This window comes from Arthrobacter globiformis (genome assembly GCF_030817195.1).
GTDB lineage: Bacteria > Actinomycetota > Actinomycetes > Actinomycetales > Micrococcaceae > Arthrobacter > Arthrobacter globiformis_D.
In genome coordinates, this window is the sequence record NZ_JAUSYZ010000001.1 from 1,941,454 (window position 1) to 1,957,417 (window position 15,964).

A 15,964-nucleotide genomic window follows, 5' to 3' on the forward strand; every position below is an offset into this window, starting at 1 on the left:
TCGGCATGTGACAGACGCGAGGCAACGCAGCCGGACGGGGACGAGATTCGCTGAAAGGCGGCACCAGATGAATAGTCGGCCCAGCAGGTCAGAGATCAGCCGTGTCTTGTCCCATGCGCTCCGTCACGCACCGGGCGAGTATGGTCTGGCGCTGGATCCGCAAGGGTGGGCGCCCGTCACTGAGCTGCTTCGGGCGCTACACAGGCTGGGCCAGGAGTGGGAATTAGTCGACGAGACGACAATTCGTGAGGTTCTCGAAGCCTCAAAGAAGAAACGGCACCAGATGGCCGAAGGCCGGATACGAGCCCTGCACGGACATTCCATACCCGTGCAGGCGCTGTATGAACCGACTCCGCCCCCACCGGTGCTTTTCCACGGGACCGCGCGAGCAACCGTCCCCGCGATTCGAGTGTCTGGGATCCTACCCATGCAGCGACAGTACGTTCATCTCGCGGAGACCGTGGAGCAGGCCCGTCAAGTGGGAGTGAGAAAGGACCTCAATCCCGCTATCCTCACGGTGGATACGGGTGTCGCCACGGCAAGTGGGGTCCTCTTCTATAGGCCGGAATCAGGGATTTGGCTGGCCACATCCATCCCGGCCTCGGCGGTGGGGATCCCAGGTGTTATTCCCACTGACGTGAACGCTGTCGATAAGTAAGCTGCTGCCGGTGCCGGTGCCGGTGCCGACGCCGGTGACGTGCCACTGCGGTGGAAGCGGTGCGGACGGCCGTCGAAGCCGTCCGGCCCTGACGGCCCTGACATTCCTACGACGGCGACGTGTTCGTGGCCTCCTCGCCCGGTTCGGGCAAGTCGTGGGCAGCCGGAAGCCCGTCCAGGGTCCGCCCGGCAAGTGTGCTGGCCACCCACAGTGACCGTGCCACGTCACCAGCGTGGCCCGGCCTCGAGGTGTAGTGCAGGGCGTTGTCCACCTCCCGGGCCAGGCTCCACTGCCGGGCCACTTCCGGGTCCAGCCCGGCCGCGACACTGAAGTCATGGCACCTGGCCAGTAGGCCGGCGGCGGGATCCGTTGTGGGAAGGTCCGGAATCCGGTTCCAGAGCACGGGAGCCACGGCGAACTCCGCCTCACCCACCATCGGCTGGGGATCGATGGCGGCAAAGTCGTCGGCGGCAGCATTTCCAGCCGTTGTGCTCCCCGACGCAGGCCCGGGCGCTTCCGGCCTGGCCAGGATGTTCAGGTAGTGGAAGTCCGTGTTGACAAGGACGTCCTCAGAGGAGCGGCGGCCCACGGCGCCTCGCGTCTGGCACACCTCAAGCGCGGCCTCCAGCAGCCACCGGGGAAACGGGCGGCCCAGCTGTTCCCATTCGGCGGGCAGGTCATCGCTCCACTGTTCTGCCCGCGCGGCCACGTGCAGAAATTCCTGCCACTGCGGCCGGCCGTCGGGGACGAGGCTCAGCTGCCGCATCAGCCCGCCCCACACCTCACGGGCGGTGTCCATCGGCTCTGTCCGGAGCGACCTGCCGGCATCCAGGCGCTCAAGGAGCATGGAACACGTTCCGGCGTCAGAGGCAATCAACCGCACCGCACCATGGCCGTTCCACAGCGCCAGCGCATGGCGTTCCACCAGAGCTTCGTCATGCGGAAAGGCCACCTTCAATGCCGCCGCCGATCCTGCCGCGCGGACCGGCACCACGACAGCGCCGTGCCCGCTCCAGGGAAGCGCTCCCGGTGCCAGGTCAAGCTCGAGCTGCCACTGCTCCAGCCGGCCACGGATCATGTCCGGCAGTGACGCCAGCCAGGCCCTGCCGGCGCTGCTGCGGGAATAGCGGCGGGTCAGGTCCGGGGGAATGGGAACGTCTGCTGGCGGGCTCACAGCTCCAGCGTAGTAGAGGGGGCCTTTCGCAGCGTGAAGGCCAGCGCAGCGGGAAGACCGGACAGCTCCTGCCCAGACTATGCCGCAAGCGCCGCTACACGATGCGGCAAGCGCCGCTAGACGATGCCGCTGGCGCCCAGCAGGTTGCCGATGGTGAACGTCGCGGCCAGGGCCAGGCCCCCGCCCACCACCACACGTGCACCCGCCCGGGTTTTCGAGCCGCCGCCGATCCACGCGCCCACGGCGCCCGTCACGGCCAGGGCCAGCAGGACTGCCCCGAAAGTCACGGCCACGCGTATGTTTTCCGGTGGCAGCAGGATGGCGAGCATCGGCAGCACGGCCCCCAGTGTGAAGGCGATGGCTGACGCAAAGGCGGCATGCCAAGGGCTCACGATGTCCTGCTCGTCGATGTTGAGCTCGGCGGAAAGGTGCGCGGCCAGGGCGTCGTGCTCTGTGAGTTCCCGCGCCACATTCTGGGCTGTTTCCTCACTCAGGCCCTTGCTGCGGTAGATCGCGGCGAGCTCCAGCAGCTCCTCTTCCGGTTCCTCGGCCAGTTCGCGCCGTTCCTTCTCGATCAGCGCCTTCTGGCTGTCGCTCTGGCTGCTGACGGAGACGTACTCACCCAAAGCCATGGATACAGCACCGCCCACGAGCCCGGCAGCACCGGCAGCGAGGATGGGGCCGTGCTCGCTGGTCGCACCGGCCACACCCACCACAATCGCCGCAACCGACACGATCCCGTCGTTGGCTCCGAGGACACCGGCACGCAGCCAGTTCAAACGGTGCACGATGTCGTTGTTGTGGGGTTCATTGGCGTGCTGCCTGTCCGGGGGCAACGCCGATTTGTCCGCTGGATCCATGGTTCCAGCAAACCACTCAGAGGCAGCCGGCTGCCAGTGCGATGTCACCGGCCGACCCTGGACACTGGGCCGCCGGCCCCCCGCCTCTAGGGTGCGGCGGGAGTTGCCGCTGCGCCGCCGTCGGTCGGGCTTGCCGAGGGCGCAGCCTGCTCCGGAAGTTCCGGCAGGAGCGCGGTGTCCAGCACAATGCCTGGTACGGGCCCCGGATCGGATCCCCAGCGCATGGTCCGCTGGGCAGCCGCGACCAGCGAGGAGACTGCCCACCGCCGCGTCTCACCCTCGCTCAGGGCCACCAGGTCGCCGTAGACCGGGAGTGTTCCGGCTTCCAGGCTGGCCAGTCCCGCAGCGGGCTTCTGCAGGAACGAGGTGCCCAGGGTGTAGCCCGGTTCACGGGGAGGAACGGACACACAGTGAACGCGGGTGTACGCCTCTGCCTGGCCAATCAGGGACTCGTGCGTGGCCAGCAGGGAGGCGGCCTGGTCCGCGGCGGACCCGTCCAGGCGCGTCAGCGCCACCTGATAGCCGTACACCGTCTCAACTTCTGTCCGGACCACCCGGTTCAGGGCGGCAGCCAGCGTGGCGTTGTCCGTCGAGTCCTCTGTCTGGCTGGACTGGCTACCGTTGCTTGATGGGGCGCCATCCTGTGACCCAGCGCTTGGCCCGATGCTGCTGCCCGCGGAACTGCACGCCGTGGCCGCGTTGCCCCGCGCCGCCACCGGCGCCTCAAGCACGGGTGGCGGTGTCCCGGCAGCCTGTGCCAGCGCCGTCGCCTGAAGCAGCTGAGCGGTCCCTACCGCGGCGAGCAGGCGGGCCATCCCGCCGTCGGCCTTCTCGGCATGCACGAGACGTGCCTTGCCGCTCTTGGACAACGCGGCCACCAGCGCCGGCAGCGTTGCCGTGCCCGATTGTGCTGTCCCTGATGATGCCGTGGCGGCGGGGCCCGCGGTTCCCGGGGCGCCAGCCGCGGAACTTGTGCCGGCCGCAGAACCGGCGGTGGCACCGCCCGGAAGAAGGAGTGCCCTTGCCTGCGTAGTCAGCAATGTCACAGTGTGCGAAAACAGTTGCCGCCGGGCTCCGGACGACCCTTCCGCGAGCTGCTGGCTGGCAGTCTTCAGGTCCAGGGTTTCGGCGAGGGCGGCGGTGCGCGCCTGCTCGGAGAAGGGTGGGGCTGGCGGTGCCGGGGATTCCCGCGGAATCAGCGCAAAACCGAGACTCAGCACCAGGAATGCGGAGAGTGCCAGCAGGCCGTACCGGAGATAGCTGGCCGGGCTTCTTTTTCGCCCGTTGTCGTCATTCACAACAGACCATGTTGTCACGGCCGGCAGGAAGTCCGTGCACCAAGCCGCCCGGAAAATCGCTACGCTAGTAGTCACAACATCATCTAACGGGAGGCGGCCGGCATCGTGAGCAATGCAGAAGCCACGACTTCATCAGACCGGACCAACGCGGGAAAGGCTGAACCCGCGGCTGTCCACAATCCTGAGGCTGAACGCCTCCGGGCGCTGCTGGAACCCGCGGTCCAGTCGCACCGGCTTTACCTGGAGGATGTTGCCATCCACATCGCAGGTTCCAACCGTGTGGTCCACGTAGTGGTGGATCTGCCACAGGAAGAAACGGGCGGGGTGAGCCTTGACGTCATCGCAGACATCTCCAAGGAACTGTCCGACATCCTGGACAGCGACCCCAGCACGGACAGCCGTCCCTATGACCTTGAGGTTTCATCGCCCGGCGTGGGGCGGCCGCTGACCGAGCCCCGGCACTGGCACCGCGCCCGCGGCCGCATGGTGAGCGTCAATGTGATCCAGGGCGAGAACGTCACGGGCAGGATCAGCTCCGTTGACGACGCCGGCGTGACCGTTGTCCCCGAAATTGCCGTGAAAAAGGGCATGAAGCCCAGGCAGGGCGACCCCGTAAAACTTCCTTTCGACAAGATCCGCAGCGGAAAAGTCGAAATTGAGTTCAGCCGCCTCGACGAGGCCGGTCTGGAAACTGAGCACAATGGACCTTCTGAGGAGGCCTGATGGATATTGACATGAGCGCGCTGAGACTCCTGGAGCGTGAGCGCGAAATCCCGCTGGATCTCCTCATCCCCACGATCGAGCAGGCATTGCTTGTCGCCTACCACAAGTCGCCGGGGGCCTTCGAGAAGGCCCGGGCGGAGCTGGACCGCAAGAGCGGCCACGTAACCATCTGGGCCACGGAAATCGACGACGACGGCGCACCTATCGGCGAGTTCGAGCACACGCCGGCCGGGTTCGGCCGCATCGCCGCAAGCACTGCCCGGCAGATCATCCTGCAGCGGCTGCGCGACGTTGAGGATGACAACGTCCTGGGCGAGTTCAAGGGCCGCGAGGGTGAACTTGTTGCCGGGCTGATCCAGCAGGGCAACAACCCCCACATGATCCAGGTCAACCTCGGCACGGTGGAGGCCCTGCTTCCGCCGCCGGAGCAGGTGCCGGGGGAGAAGTACATCCACGGGAACAGGCTTCGTGCTTACGTGATCGACGTACACCGGGGCACCAAGGGCCCGTCCATCACCCTTTCCCGTTCGCACCCGGGCCTGGTCCGGAAGCTTTTCGAACTGGAGGTCCCGGAGATCGCCGACCGCTCCGTGGAGATTGTCGCCCTGGCCCGCGAAGCCGGGCACCGCACCAAGATCGCGGTCAAGGCAAACACCCAGGGCATCAACGCGAAGGGTGCGTGCATCGGCGAAATGGGCTCGCGCGTGCGGGCGGTCATGACCGAACTGAACGACGAAAAGATCGACATCGTAGACTTCAGCGAGGATCCGGCCACCTTCATCGCCAGCGCCCTGTCGCCGTCGCGTGTGAATTCAGTCACCATCACCGACGAGGCCACCCGATCAGCCCGCGTCGTGGTGCCGGATTACCAGCTCTCCCTTGCCATCGGCAAGGAGGGGCAGAACGCCCGCCTCGCCGCCAAACTGACGGGGTGGCGAATCGATATCGTCTCCGACGCCGCCGCTCCGCGCGGTTAGCAGCCCCTGCCGGACAGCGGAAAAACCGTCCGGCACAGGCTCTTGGCCTGATCGAACTGCCCGCCCCCGCGGCGGGCAGTTTCGGTTTCCGGTTTCGGGTATCGGCCCCGTGAGGGGCTAGAATAGAACTTGGCCGCGCCTAGCGGCCGGCATCAGCGTGTTCGAGCACCGGGTCCTGCCGAAAGGCAGTGGCGGGCGGCCGGGCAGGCAGATAGGTACAGGCAGGAAGATACTCGGCAGTGGCACACGTGCAACAACTCGGGAATCAGCCGCAGCGTACCTGCATCGGATGCCGGAAAAAGGGGCCGCGGTCAGAGTTGCTCCGGCTCGTCTCCGACACCGGCGGTTCGTCCGCCGTCGTGGTGGATGAACGACGCCGGATGGCTGGCCGGGGTGCATGGCTGCACCCCAGCGAAGCGTGCCTGGCCCTGGCGGTCAAGCGGCGAGCCTTCGGAAGGGCCCTCAACGGGTCAACCGGAACGGCCGCCGTCGAACGCCGGATAACGGCAGGAGCGCACGCTGCGGACGTCCCGGCGTCTGCAGTACCAACCGTCCAACCTGAAAGCGGGTCAGAAATCTGATGGAAACCCGATGAGTTCCCAGCGATGAGTGCGTAACGATGACAACTTTGTTGCGCTCTGCAATGGGCCTTTCAGCTGTAACCGCAGCGGGGGCCCGCAGTAAGAAGTAGACGGTTCGTGCCTGGCTCGGTGCGGACCGAGACAGGAGAAATGTGGCCAAGGTCCGCGTACATGAGCTTGCAAAAGAGCTCGGTATTACTTCCAAAGATGCAGTAACCAAACTGCAGGAACTGGGCGAATTTGTTCGCTCCGCCTCTTCCACCATTGAGGCCCCCGTGGTGCGGAAACTCCGCAACGCGTTCCCGGCTGCCGCCGCTTCGAAGTCCGAAGCCCCCGCAGCCGCCCCCAAGTCCCCGGCAAAGCCGGCGGAAACCCGTCCCGCGCCGGCTCCCGGTCCCGCTGCCCCCAAGGCTGCGGCGCCTGCTCCGGCTCCCGCTCCCGCACCGGCACCGGCCCCCAAGGCCGAGGCGCCTGCAGCTCCGGCTGCGCCCGTCGCCCCGGCAGCTCCGGCTGCCGCAACGCCTGCTGCGCCCTCCACCGGTGCCAAGCCGGGAGCACGTCCCGCGCCCAAGGCTGAGACCCCCTCACGTCCGGGCGGCGCTCCGCGTCCCGGCGGCCCCCGCCCCGGCAACAACCCCTTCGCCACGTCCCAGGGCATGCCCCGCGGCCGCGGAGGAGACGGTGACCGTCCGCCGCGCCCAGGCAACAACCCCTTTGCAACTTCCCAGGGCATGCCCCGTCCCGGCGGCGGCCGCACTGACGGCGACCGTCCCGGCGGCCCGCGTCCGGCAGCCGGTGCAGGCGGACCCCGCCCCGGCGCTCCGCGTCCCGGCGCTACGCCCGGCCCGCGTCCTGCAGCTGGTGCAGGCGGCCCCCGTCCCGGCGGTCCCCGTCCGGGTGCCGGCGGAAACCGGCCCACGCCTGGCATGATGCCTAACCGCACCGAGCGTCCCGCACCTGCAGGTGCCGGCCGTCCCGGTGGCGGCGGACGCGGTCCCGGCCGTCCCGGCGCTCCCGGAACCGGCGGTCCCGGTGGCGGCGGCGGTGCTCCGGCTGGCGGTGGCTTCGGCAAGGGTGGCCGCGGTCGCGGTGGCACTCAGGGTGCGTTTGGCAAGGGCGGCGCTGGCCGCGGCAAGCAGCGCAAGTCGAAGCGCGCAAAGCGCCAGGAACTTGAGCAGATGAGCGCACCGTCGCTGGGTGGCGTGAGCGTACCCCGCGGCGACGGCAACACTGTTATCCGGCTTCGTCGTGGCTCGTCCATCACGGACTTCGCTGACAAGATCGAGGCGAACCCCGCCGCACTGGTTACCGTGCTCTTCCACCTCGGTGAAATGGCAACGGCAACCCAGTCGCTGGACGAGGACACCTTTGCACTCCTCGGCGAGGAACTCGGTTACAAGCTGCAGGTCGTTTCGCCGGAGGATGAGGAGCGCGAACTGCTCAGCGCCTTCGATATCGACGTCGAAGCCGAACTCGAGGCTGAAGGCGACGAAGAGCTTGAGGCACGTCCTCCAGTAGTCACCGTCATGGGCCACGTTGACCACGGTAAGACCCGCCTGCTTGACGCCATCCGCAACTCGGATGTCGTCGCTGGCGAGCACGGTGGCATCACCCAGCACATCGGTGCCTACCAGATCAGCCACGAGCACGAGGGTGCGCTGCGCGACATCACCTTCATCGACACCCCGGGTCACGAAGCGTTCACCGCCATGCGTGCCCGTGGCGCGAAGGTCACGGACATCGCCATCCTGGTTGTGGCAGCGGACGACGGCGTGATGCCCCAGACCGTTGAAGCACTCAACCACGCCCAGGCGGCCAACGTGCCGATCGTCGTGGCCGTGAACAAGATCGACAAGGAAGGTGCGAACCCGGACAAGGTCAAGGGCCAGCTCACCGAGTACGGTCTGGTTCCCGAAGAATACGGTGGCGACACCATGTTCGTTGAGGTCTCTGCCCGCCAGAACGTCAACATCGATGAACTGATCGACGCCGTGCTGCTGACCGCCGACGCCGCGCTGGACCTGCGGGCCAACCCGGACAAGGCCGCCCGAGGCATCGCCATCGAAGCGAACCTGGACAAGGGCCGCGGTTCCGTGGCCACCGTCCTGGTGCAGTCCGGTACCCTCGCGGTCGGCGACACAATCGTTGCCGGCACGGCCCACGGCCGCGTCCGCGCAATGTTTGACGAAGACGGCGAAGCCCTCGACGTCGCACTGCCGTCCCGTCCGGTCCAGGTCCTCGGCCTGTCCAACGTGCCGCGTGCCGGTGACACCTTCCTGGTGACCACCGACGAGCGTACCGCCCGCCAGATCGCCGAAAAGCGTGAAGCAGCCGACCGCAACGCCCAGCTCGCCAAGCGCCGCAAGCGCATCAGCCTGGAAGACTTCGACCAGGCCGTCGCCGAAGGCAAGATCGACACCCTCAACCTCATCCTCAAGGGTGACGTCTCCGGTGCCGTGGAAGCCCTCGAAGACGCGCTGCTCAAGATCGACGTTGGCGAAGGCGTCCAGCTCCGTGTCATCCACCGCGGTGTTGGTGCGATCACGCAAAACGACGTCAACCTGGCTACGGTCGACAGCGCCGTCATCATCGGCTTCAACGTCAAGCCTGCCGAGCGTGTTGCCGAACTGGCAGACCGCGAAGGCGTGGACATGCGCTTCTACTCCGTCATCTACTCAGCAATCGATGACATCGAGCTGGCCCTTAAGGGCATGCTCAAGCCGGAGTACGAAGAGGTCCAGCTGGGCACGGCCGAGGTCCGCGAAGTGTTCCGTTCCTCCAAGTTCGGCAACATTGCAGGATCCATCGTTCGCACCGGTACCATCCGACGCAACACGAAGGCCCGCATCACCCGCGCCGGCAAGCTCATTGGCGACAACCTCACGGTGGAGACGCTCAAGCGGTTCAAGGACGACGTCACCGAGGTCCGCACGGACTTCGAGTGCGGTATCGGCCTTGGATCGTACAACGACATCACCGAAGGCGACATCATCGAGACCTTCGAGATGCGCGAGAAGCCGCGCGTCTAGTCGTGTGAGTTTCACAGGTGCGGGGCCGTTGGGTTTTTCCCGGCGGCCCCGCGCTTTCGCCCGACCCGGGAGCCTCCGAGTTTTCGGAGCGCCCCGCCCCTACGCTGGGCGGCTTGGGATTTTCGATCCCAAGCCGCCCAGCTCCGGCAGCGGAGCTGGCCTTCCCAACACTCGCAAGCTCGTGTCGGGGCCCGCGGCCATCTCCTTAGATGCCACTCCCAGGCCCCCTCAATCGCTACGCGCTAACGTTGTTCCATGCGTTGGCGCGCCCCCAGTTTTCTATTTCTATCCAGGAGGATGTAATGGCTGATCCGGCACGCGCTGCCAAGATGGCGCAGCGGATTAAGGTTGTTGTTGCTGAGGCTTTGGGCCGGAAGGTCAAGGATCCCCGGCTCGAGGGCATTACTGTCACTGATGCCCGGGTGACCAATGACCTGCAGCATGCCACCATCTACTACACCGTGCTCGGTGACCAGGCCGTGCAGGTTGACGCCGCCAGAGGCTTGGAGAAGGCCAAGGGCGTGCTGCGGCAGGAAGTGGGCCGCAACATCACCGCCCGGCTTACCCCCACACTCGAGTTCGTAGCCGACCAGATTCCGGTGAACGCCTCCAACCTTGAGGAACTGCTCCGGGAGGCCAAGCGGCGCGACGCCGAGGTGGCTGCCCTGGCCGAGAAGGCCAAGCACGCCGGCGACGCCGACCCGTACAAGAGCGACGTCCAGCCGGACGTGGAAATCGACGAAGACGACTTCGATGAAGAGGACCTCGACCTGGCCGACGATGAGACAATCGACGAGGACCGGAACCGCTAGCCTTCCCGGTTCTGCACGGCACAGCCTCTGCCATCAGGCACTGTAAGGGTGCGGCCGGATCTACTCGATCCGACCGCACCTTTACTTCTTGCTGCCCTTACTTTTCCCTAGTCGTCCAGCGGGGCCTTCACGACGCGGCCGTCCGGTGCCGCATTCGGTGCCGGCAGGGAGTTGACCGTCGCGTAGATGCTTTCGCCCCTGATGTCGACGTCGGCCGTGAGCATGCCCGGAAGTACTACCGTCTGCTTGCCGGAGTGCGCAGACAGCCGCAGCACGCCCTTACCGAACAGGGAGGCGACGTACACGTGCCCGTCGTCGTCCATGTCCAGTCCGGTGGGTGACATCACGTCGTCAGCGAACAGCTTCACGCGGCCGTTGTGGGGATTGACCTTGTACACCGCTCCGCGGGAACCCAGCGCCGGGTCCTCCGGGCCGCCGGGCAGCACGGAGACGTACAGCCAGCCATCCGGTCCGCGCTTGACGTCGGTGGGCACCGGCTCGAAGCGGTAGGCGTGGCCGGTGATGCAGCCGGGAAGTTTGAGGGCCGCGGCTTCCTCGGCGGTGAACGTGTGCGGCCGGGCCGGCAGCACGGCGACGGTTTCGGCCTTGCCTGACTCCACGTCGACCGAGACGATGGCGTTGGCTCCGGCGTCGGCTACGTAGATGGTGTCGCCGTAGACATCGATTCCATAGGGGTGCGAATCGATCTCGCCCTTGTAGGAAACCGGCACATCTTTGGGTAGCTTCGCAACGCAGGCGGCGGGAAGGTCCTTGAAGCCGTAGCTGGTGCCGCCGTCGGCGTTGTGCTTCATCTCCAGGGCAGCAAGGTCGCCGAAGGTACGGTGCTTGCCGTCGGTGTCAATGCTCCTGATGTGTCCGGCAAACGGCCTCGGATCCATGGGGCCGGCGCCCTGGCTCTCGGCCAGGTATATGGTGCGGCCACGGCGGTCGCTGCCGGCCACATCCCAGGCCGCGTTCCGGTAGACGACCGATTTGCTGCCGTCCCGGGCGATTTTCGTCAGCTGCCCCGCGAATTCCTCGCTGACCAGAACTGAACCGTCCTGTCCGTCGCTGAGGTGGAGCGGGGTCAGCAGGCCCCTGGCAAGCACGGCCGGTGCTGACTGGCTTCCTGCTGCCTTGCCTGCCGGGGCCGCGTGGCCCGCCGGGGACGCCGACAAGAGGATTGAGGCAGCCGCGACAGCAGCCCAAAGTGCTCGTTGCTTTTCCATATCGTCTCCAATGTCAATGGTGCGCATCCAGAACATTGAGACCGATATGTGGTCCGAAAATCGGGTCCCCCGACGCGCGTATTCTAAGCCCGACTTTCGGGGCCTGTCGATGGCGCAATTCCATGACCTTTCGCTTTGGACTGCTGCTTCGGGTCGTCCGCGAAAAAACTTTGGGGGTCTCGGCCTGCGGGACTATTAATGTCAGACCCCCTGATCAGACTGGTTCCATGGAAGCCATTGGGGGACTCACCGCAGACCGGGCCGGACGGCCCGGTCCCGGTGGGTTGGCTACCGCCGGCGCCAACGCCTTGCAGGTCGTTTCTTCCACGGCGGACGTGGTGGACTACGCCCTTGATCTGCTGACCTCCAGCGCGATCACCGCCGGAGACACGGCGTTGTGGGGTTTCGGGCAGGCCGCGGATTTCGCGGGCCGGGTCGAGCAGCTCTCCCGTCACGTGGAGTTTTTGCAGGTGGTGGCCGCCGGCGCGGTGGACCGTGCCCGCACCGAGGCCCTCACCGCCGCCGCGTCACCCCTCGACACGAGCGCTGCTGCAGGGGACCCGGGTCCGGGGGATGACGGGTCCCGCAACACTGTCGAGTTCCTGCAGGGGAGGCTGCGGGTCCCGGCCGCCGAAGCCCGCCGCCGGCTCTCCCTGGCCGGTGCCGTGCTGCCCCGGGCCGGTTTCGGCGGCCAGCAGCTCCCGCCCCGCTACGAAGAACTCGCCGCCGCGGTCAGCACCGCCCAGATCAGCTCCCGCGCCGGGACCACCATCACCCTGGCCCTGGACCGGGCCCGGCACCTCACCACCCCGGCCCTCACCACCGAGATGGAACACGCCCTGACCCAAACCGCCGTCGAAAGCGACGGCGACTTTCTGACCCGGGTCACCAAACACTGGGCCGAGGCGATCGACCAGGACGGGACCGAACCCTCCGAACCGGCCCTCCGCCAGATCCAGGGCGCCTTCATCCGCCGCCCCAAACACGGCCTGCAGCACCTGGAAATTTTCGCCACTGCCGAACAATTCGAAACCCTCACCACCGTCATGAACACCGCCACCAACCCCCGCACCCCGGCACCCGCCGACGGGACCGGCAGTGACGGGACGGATGGTGACGGGGCCGGTGAACGGGGTGGCCTGGCCGGCTGGGACACCTCGGGCGTCCCGGAGATCCCTTTGGATCACCGGTCCCAGGGCCAGAAGAGGCTCGACGGGCTCGTGGGCGCCTGCCAAACCGCCCTCACCACCGACACCTTGCCCGCCAACGGCGGGCACCGGCCCCAGATCCTGGTCACCATCAACTACCGCGCCCTCCTCGCCGAAGTCCAGCAACGACAGGGCGCGCAGTGGTTCCAGGCCGCGCAGTGGTCCCAGGGCGGGCAGGGTCCCCGGCCGGGCTACACCGGCCGGACCGGCGACGGCACCGCCCTGCTCGCGTACGGCGGCCCGGTTAACCCGGCCACGATCCGCAAAATCGCCTGCGACGCCGACATCATCCCCGTCGTCCTCGGCAGCGAGGGCCGGATCCTGGACGTCGGCCGCGCCTCACGGGTCTTCCCGCCCCACATCCGTAAAGCCATCATGGCCCGGGACCAGGGCTGCGCGTTCCCGGGCTGCACCATCCCCGCGCCCTGGTGCGAAGCCCACCACATCACCTACTGGTCCCGGGGCGGAACCACCGGCACCGGCAACGGCGTCCTGCTCTGCAGCCACCATCACCACCTCATCCACAAAGAACACTGGACCATCGAAGTCACCAACGACGTGCCCTGGTTCAAACCCCCACCAGAACTCGACCCCCACCGAAAACCCCGCCGCAACCACTACTTCCGCTCACGACCCCAACACGAATGAATAGAACCCGGCTGCCCCGCAGCGCGATCCGGCTGGCTATGATCAGACCATGCGCGCCCACCCATCAGCAGCAGACGTAACCGAATACCTGACCGAAGCCGTGGCATTGGCCCAGCGGAACGTCGCGGCCGGAGGCGGGCCTTTCGGCGCGCTGGTGGTAACAGCCGCCGGCACCGTCCACGAAGGGGTCAACCGCGTCACCCGGGACAACGACCCCACGGCCCATGCCGAGGTGGTGGCAATACGTACCGCCGCTGGAGAGACCGGGAACTTTGATCTCAGCGGCGCTGTCCTGTACGCCAGCTGCGAGCCCTGCCCGCTGTGCCTTGCGGCGGCGCTCTGGGCGCGTATCGACCGCGTGTACTTCGCCGCCGACCGGCACGGCGCGGCCGCCGCGGGATTTGACGACGCGCTCTTCTATGAATACTTCGGCGGCTCCCGGCCGGAACTGCTGCCTGTCAGCCATACCCCGGTTCCGACGTCGGGCAGCCCGTTCGATGCCTGGCGCAACAACGCCGAACGCACCGACTACTGATCCGGTTACCGTGCCTGGCTACCTCCGGGGGAGTCTGCCCACGCCCTCGACCAGTTCACTTTGGTCGCCGCACAACGCAACCCGGATCCAGCCCTCGCCGATGGAGCCAAAGGCCGTTCCCGGAGCAAACGAGACGCCGGCCTCGGCGAGGAACTGTTTGACCCAGGCCCGGACGTTTCCGCCGCTCACGTGCGAGACGTCCGCCCACAGGTAGAACGCCCCCTGCGCGCTCAGGAAGGGAATGCCCTTCTCTGCCAACACGGCCGACGCCGCGTCGCGGTTGGCACGGTAGTGCGCGTGGGCCTGCGACACATAGTCCTGCGGACCGGTCAACGCGGCGAGCGCCGCGTACTGGGACGGTGACGCCACGCAGGAGACGATCGCCTCCATGACGTTGTTCATCCGCTGCTCCAGTCCCGGCGGGCACACCAGTGCTCCAATGCGCAGACCGGTGAGCCCGTACGTCTTGGACAGCGTCAGCGACGTGAACACGCGTGCTTCACCGGGGGCGGTGCTATCGAACCGGGCAGGACTCACGTGCGGGACGTCGTACGTGAAGGCCTCATAGCATTCGTCCGAGATGATCCACAGGTCATGGCGGCGGGCCAGTTCCACCAGTTCCCGGGTCAGGTCTTCCCGGAGGACGGCGCCCAGGGGGTTCGATGGCGAGTTGAGCATGAGCACGCGCGTCCGGTCCGTGATGAGCGCCTCGATGTCCGCGATCCGGGGTTGGAAATCGTGCGCGGGGTAAAGGGGATACTCCACGGGGACGGCATGAAGCAGCCGGCTGGTCATGGCAAACGTGGGATAGCCCGGATTGGGAATCAGGATTTCGTCGCCGGGTGCGAGGAGCAGGCTCATGGCGAAGTGCAGGCCCTGCTGGGCGCCGTCAACCACATATACGCGGTCCGCCGCGATGTCTACGCCGGACTGCTCCCGGAACCTGGCGGCGAAAGCCTCGCGCAGCTGCGGGATCCCTGCGTTCGGAGTGTAGTTGGTCTCGTCACGGTCCAGGCACGCGATTCCGGCATCCAGGACATGGCGGGGGAGCGGGAACCCGGGCTCGCCGATGCTCAGGATCAGCGCCCCCGGGGTTCGCCACGCTGCCTCGGTGATTTCGCGGATCTGGTTGACGGGTACGTCGCGTATGTGCGCGGAAAGCTCGGGCATGACTGCCATCCTAGCGCCGGGCCGGCCGCGGCCCTCGACGAGGCCCAATACCCCCGCCGGGTCCCCGATATACTGATAGGCGTGCTTTCTGGACTGGTAATAGTGGACAAGCCGCAGGGATGGACCAGCCACGATGTGGTTGGACGGATGCGGCGGATCGCCGGTACCCGGAAAGTGGGCCACGCGGGAACGCTGGATCCCATGGCCACCGGCGTGCTGGTGCTCGGCATCAACAAGGCAACGCGGCTGCTTACGTACATCGTGGGCACGTCCAAGACCTACACGGCAACCATCCGGCTGGGGGAATCCACCATCACCGATGACGCCGAAGGCGAAGTTGTCAGCCGGGCGAGTGCCGCGTCCCTGACCGAGGACGCCATCCGCTCCGGAGTAGAGTCCCTCACAGGGGAGATCCAGCAGGTGCCCAGCAGCGTCAGTGCCATCAAGGTCAACGGTGAACGCTCCTACGCCCGCGTACGTTCCGGGGAAGATGTCCAGCTGGCTGCCCGGCCGGTCACCATCCACCGCTTCGACATTCACGGAATCCGCCGGGACCAGGCCGCCGGACACGCCACGGATGTGGTGGACGTCGACGTGACGGTGGAATGCTCCTCGGGCACCTACATCCGTGCCCTCGCCCGGGACCTCGGCAACTCACTCGGCGTCGGCGGGCACCTGACCGCATTGCGGCGGACAAACGTCGGACCCTACTCGCTGGACCAGGCGCGCACCCTTGAACAACTCGCCGAAGACCTCGAAATCCTGGAAATGTCGCAGGCGGCCAGGGCGCTCATGCCCAACCGTGAACTGAGCGCCGATGAAACCACCGAGATTTCCTTCGGCCGGCGCATCGCAGCCGGAACCGCGGCGGGCACACCGGGCGCCGCCACTGCGGAGAAGCCCGCAGCCGCGTTCGCGCCAGACGGGTCGCTTGTGGCGCTGCTCGCGGACAGCGGAAGCTTCGCCAAACCCGTGCTGGTTTTCGCCCCGGGAACGGGCCCCGGCGGCTCCAACAGTCCCGGCGTTCCGAATGGTTCCCGTGCCGACGGCGGGCAGGCCTAG

The 15,964-nt window shown here is 66.9% G+C and carries 14 protein-coding genes; 9 read left to right on the forward strand and 5 right to left on the reverse strand.

The genetic code is table 11. The features are described from left to right. Positions 1-67: 67 nt before the first annotated feature. Complete coding sequence (locus tag QF036_RS25245; RefSeq protein ID WP_373460121.1) at positions 68-658, forward strand: RNA 2'-phosphotransferase; 591 nt, start codon at positions 68-70, stop codon at positions 656-658. A 106-nt stretch (positions 659-764) separates the two neighbouring features. Here QF036_RS25245 and QF036_RS08765 read toward each other — a convergent pair whose 3' ends face one another. From QF036_RS08765 to QF036_RS08775, 3 genes are all read right to left on the reverse strand, one after another. Further along, the gene (locus tag QF036_RS08765) at positions 765-1,832 is read right to left on the reverse strand and encodes an aminoglycoside phosphotransferase family protein (protein WP_307101018.1); all 1,068 of its coding nucleotides are present in this window, start codon (positions 1,830-1,832) and stop codon (positions 765-767) included. Between the two features lie 116 nt (positions 1,833-1,948). Then, complete coding sequence (locus tag QF036_RS08770) at positions 1,949-2,692, reverse strand: VIT1/CCC1 transporter family protein (RefSeq protein WP_307101020.1); 744 nt, start codon at positions 2,690-2,692, stop codon at positions 1,949-1,951. Positions 2,693-2,778: 86 nt separating this feature from the next. Then, positions 2,779-3,990, reverse strand: a complete 1,212-nt coding sequence (locus tag QF036_RS08775) for a ferritin-like domain-containing protein (protein WP_307101022.1) — start codon at positions 3,988-3,990, stop codon at positions 2,779-2,781. Between the two features lie 105 nt (positions 3,991-4,095). Here QF036_RS08775 and rimP point away from each other — a divergent pair, with 105 nt between their 5' ends. From rimP to rbfA, 5 genes are all read left to right on the forward strand, one after another. After that, entirely contained in the window at positions 4,096-4,713 is a 618-nt protein-coding gene (gene rimP, locus QF036_RS08780) for a ribosome maturation factor RimP (protein ID WP_307101023.1), read from the forward strand. Beyond that, on the forward strand, positions 4,713-5,690 hold the full coding sequence (gene nusA, locus QF036_RS08785) for a transcription termination factor NusA (RefSeq protein WP_003798366.1): 978 nt from the start codon (positions 4,713-4,715) through the stop codon (positions 5,688-5,690). Before rimP ends, nusA begins: the two co-directional genes overlap by 1 nt. A 248-nt stretch (positions 5,691-5,938) precedes the next feature. Then, positions 5,939-6,271 (forward strand): YlxR family protein, encoded by a 333-nt coding sequence (locus QF036_RS08790; protein WP_307031735.1) that lies wholly within the window; start codon positions 5,939-5,941, stop codon positions 6,269-6,271. A 152-nt stretch (positions 6,272-6,423) separates the two neighbouring features. Then, positions 6,424-9,300 (forward strand): translation initiation factor IF-2, encoded by a 2,877-nt coding sequence (gene infB / locus QF036_RS08795; RefSeq protein WP_307101025.1) that lies wholly within the window; start codon positions 6,424-6,426, stop codon positions 9,298-9,300. Positions 9,301-9,602: 302 nt separating this feature from the next. Beyond that, positions 9,603-10,112, forward strand: a complete 510-nt coding sequence (gene rbfA / locus QF036_RS08800; RefSeq protein WP_307101027.1) for a 30S ribosome-binding factor RbfA — start codon at positions 9,603-9,605, stop codon at positions 10,110-10,112. Positions 10,113-10,219: 107 nt separating this feature from the next. Here rbfA and QF036_RS08805 read toward each other — a convergent pair whose 3' ends face one another. Further along, the gene (locus QF036_RS08805; protein WP_307101029.1) at positions 10,220-11,341 is read right to left on the reverse strand and encodes a ScyD/ScyE family protein; all 1,122 of its coding nucleotides are present in this window, start codon (positions 11,339-11,341) and stop codon (positions 10,220-10,222) included. A gap of 227 nt (positions 11,342-11,568) precedes the next feature. Between QF036_RS08805 and QF036_RS08810 the strand changes: the two genes are divergently transcribed. Further along, positions 11,569-13,197, forward strand: a complete 1,629-nt coding sequence (locus tag QF036_RS08810; RefSeq protein WP_307101030.1) for an HNH endonuclease — start codon at positions 11,569-11,571, stop codon at positions 13,195-13,197. 49 nt (positions 13,198-13,246) lie between these two features. Next, a complete protein-coding gene (locus tag QF036_RS08815) occupies positions 13,247-13,732 on the forward strand; it encodes a nucleoside deaminase (RefSeq protein WP_307101032.1) in 486 nt (161 codons plus the stop codon). Between the two features lie 18 nt (positions 13,733-13,750). On the opposite strand, the gene QF036_RS08820 is transcribed toward QF036_RS08815, so the two are convergent. Then, entirely contained in the window at positions 13,751-14,902 is a 1,152-nt protein-coding gene (locus QF036_RS08820) for a pyridoxal phosphate-dependent aminotransferase (protein WP_307101033.1), read from the reverse strand. An 81-nt stretch (positions 14,903-14,983) separates the two neighbouring features. On the opposite strand from QF036_RS08820, the gene truB reads away from it, so the two are divergent. After that, on the forward strand, positions 14,984-15,964 hold the full coding sequence (truB, locus tag QF036_RS08825) for a tRNA pseudouridine(55) synthase TruB (protein WP_307101035.1): 981 nt from the start codon (positions 14,984-14,986) through the stop codon (positions 15,962-15,964).

Bases quoted from the DNA above. Each gene is read 5' to 3' on its own strand.
- QF036_RS25245 (WP_373460121.1), top strand. From the start codon at position 68: ATGAATAGTCGGCCCAGCAGGTCAGAGATCAGCCGTGTCTTGTCCCAT.
- QF036_RS08770 (WP_307101020.1), bottom strand. From the start codon at position 2,692: ATGGATCCAGCGGACAAATCGGCGTTGCCCCCGGACAGGCAGCACGCC.
- nusA (WP_003798366.1), top strand. From the start codon at position 4,713: ATGGATATTGACATGAGCGCGCTGAGACTCCTGGAGCGTGAGCGCGAA.
- rbfA (WP_307101027.1), top strand. From the start codon at position 9,603: ATGGCTGATCCGGCACGCGCTGCCAAGATGGCGCAGCGGATTAAGGTT.
- QF036_RS08805 (WP_307101029.1), bottom strand. From the start codon at position 11,341: ATGGAAAAGCAACGAGCACTTTGGGCTGCTGTCGCGGCTGCCTCAATC.
- QF036_RS08810 (WP_307101030.1), top strand. From the start codon at position 11,569: ATGGAAGCCATTGGGGGACTCACCGCAGACCGGGCCGGACGGCCCGGT.
- QF036_RS08815 (WP_307101032.1), top strand. From the start codon at position 13,247: ATGCGCGCCCACCCATCAGCAGCAGACGTAACCGAATACCTGACCGAA.
- QF036_RS08820 (WP_307101033.1), bottom strand. From the start codon at position 14,902: ATGCCCGAGCTTTCCGCGCACATACGCGACGTACCCGTCAACCAGATC.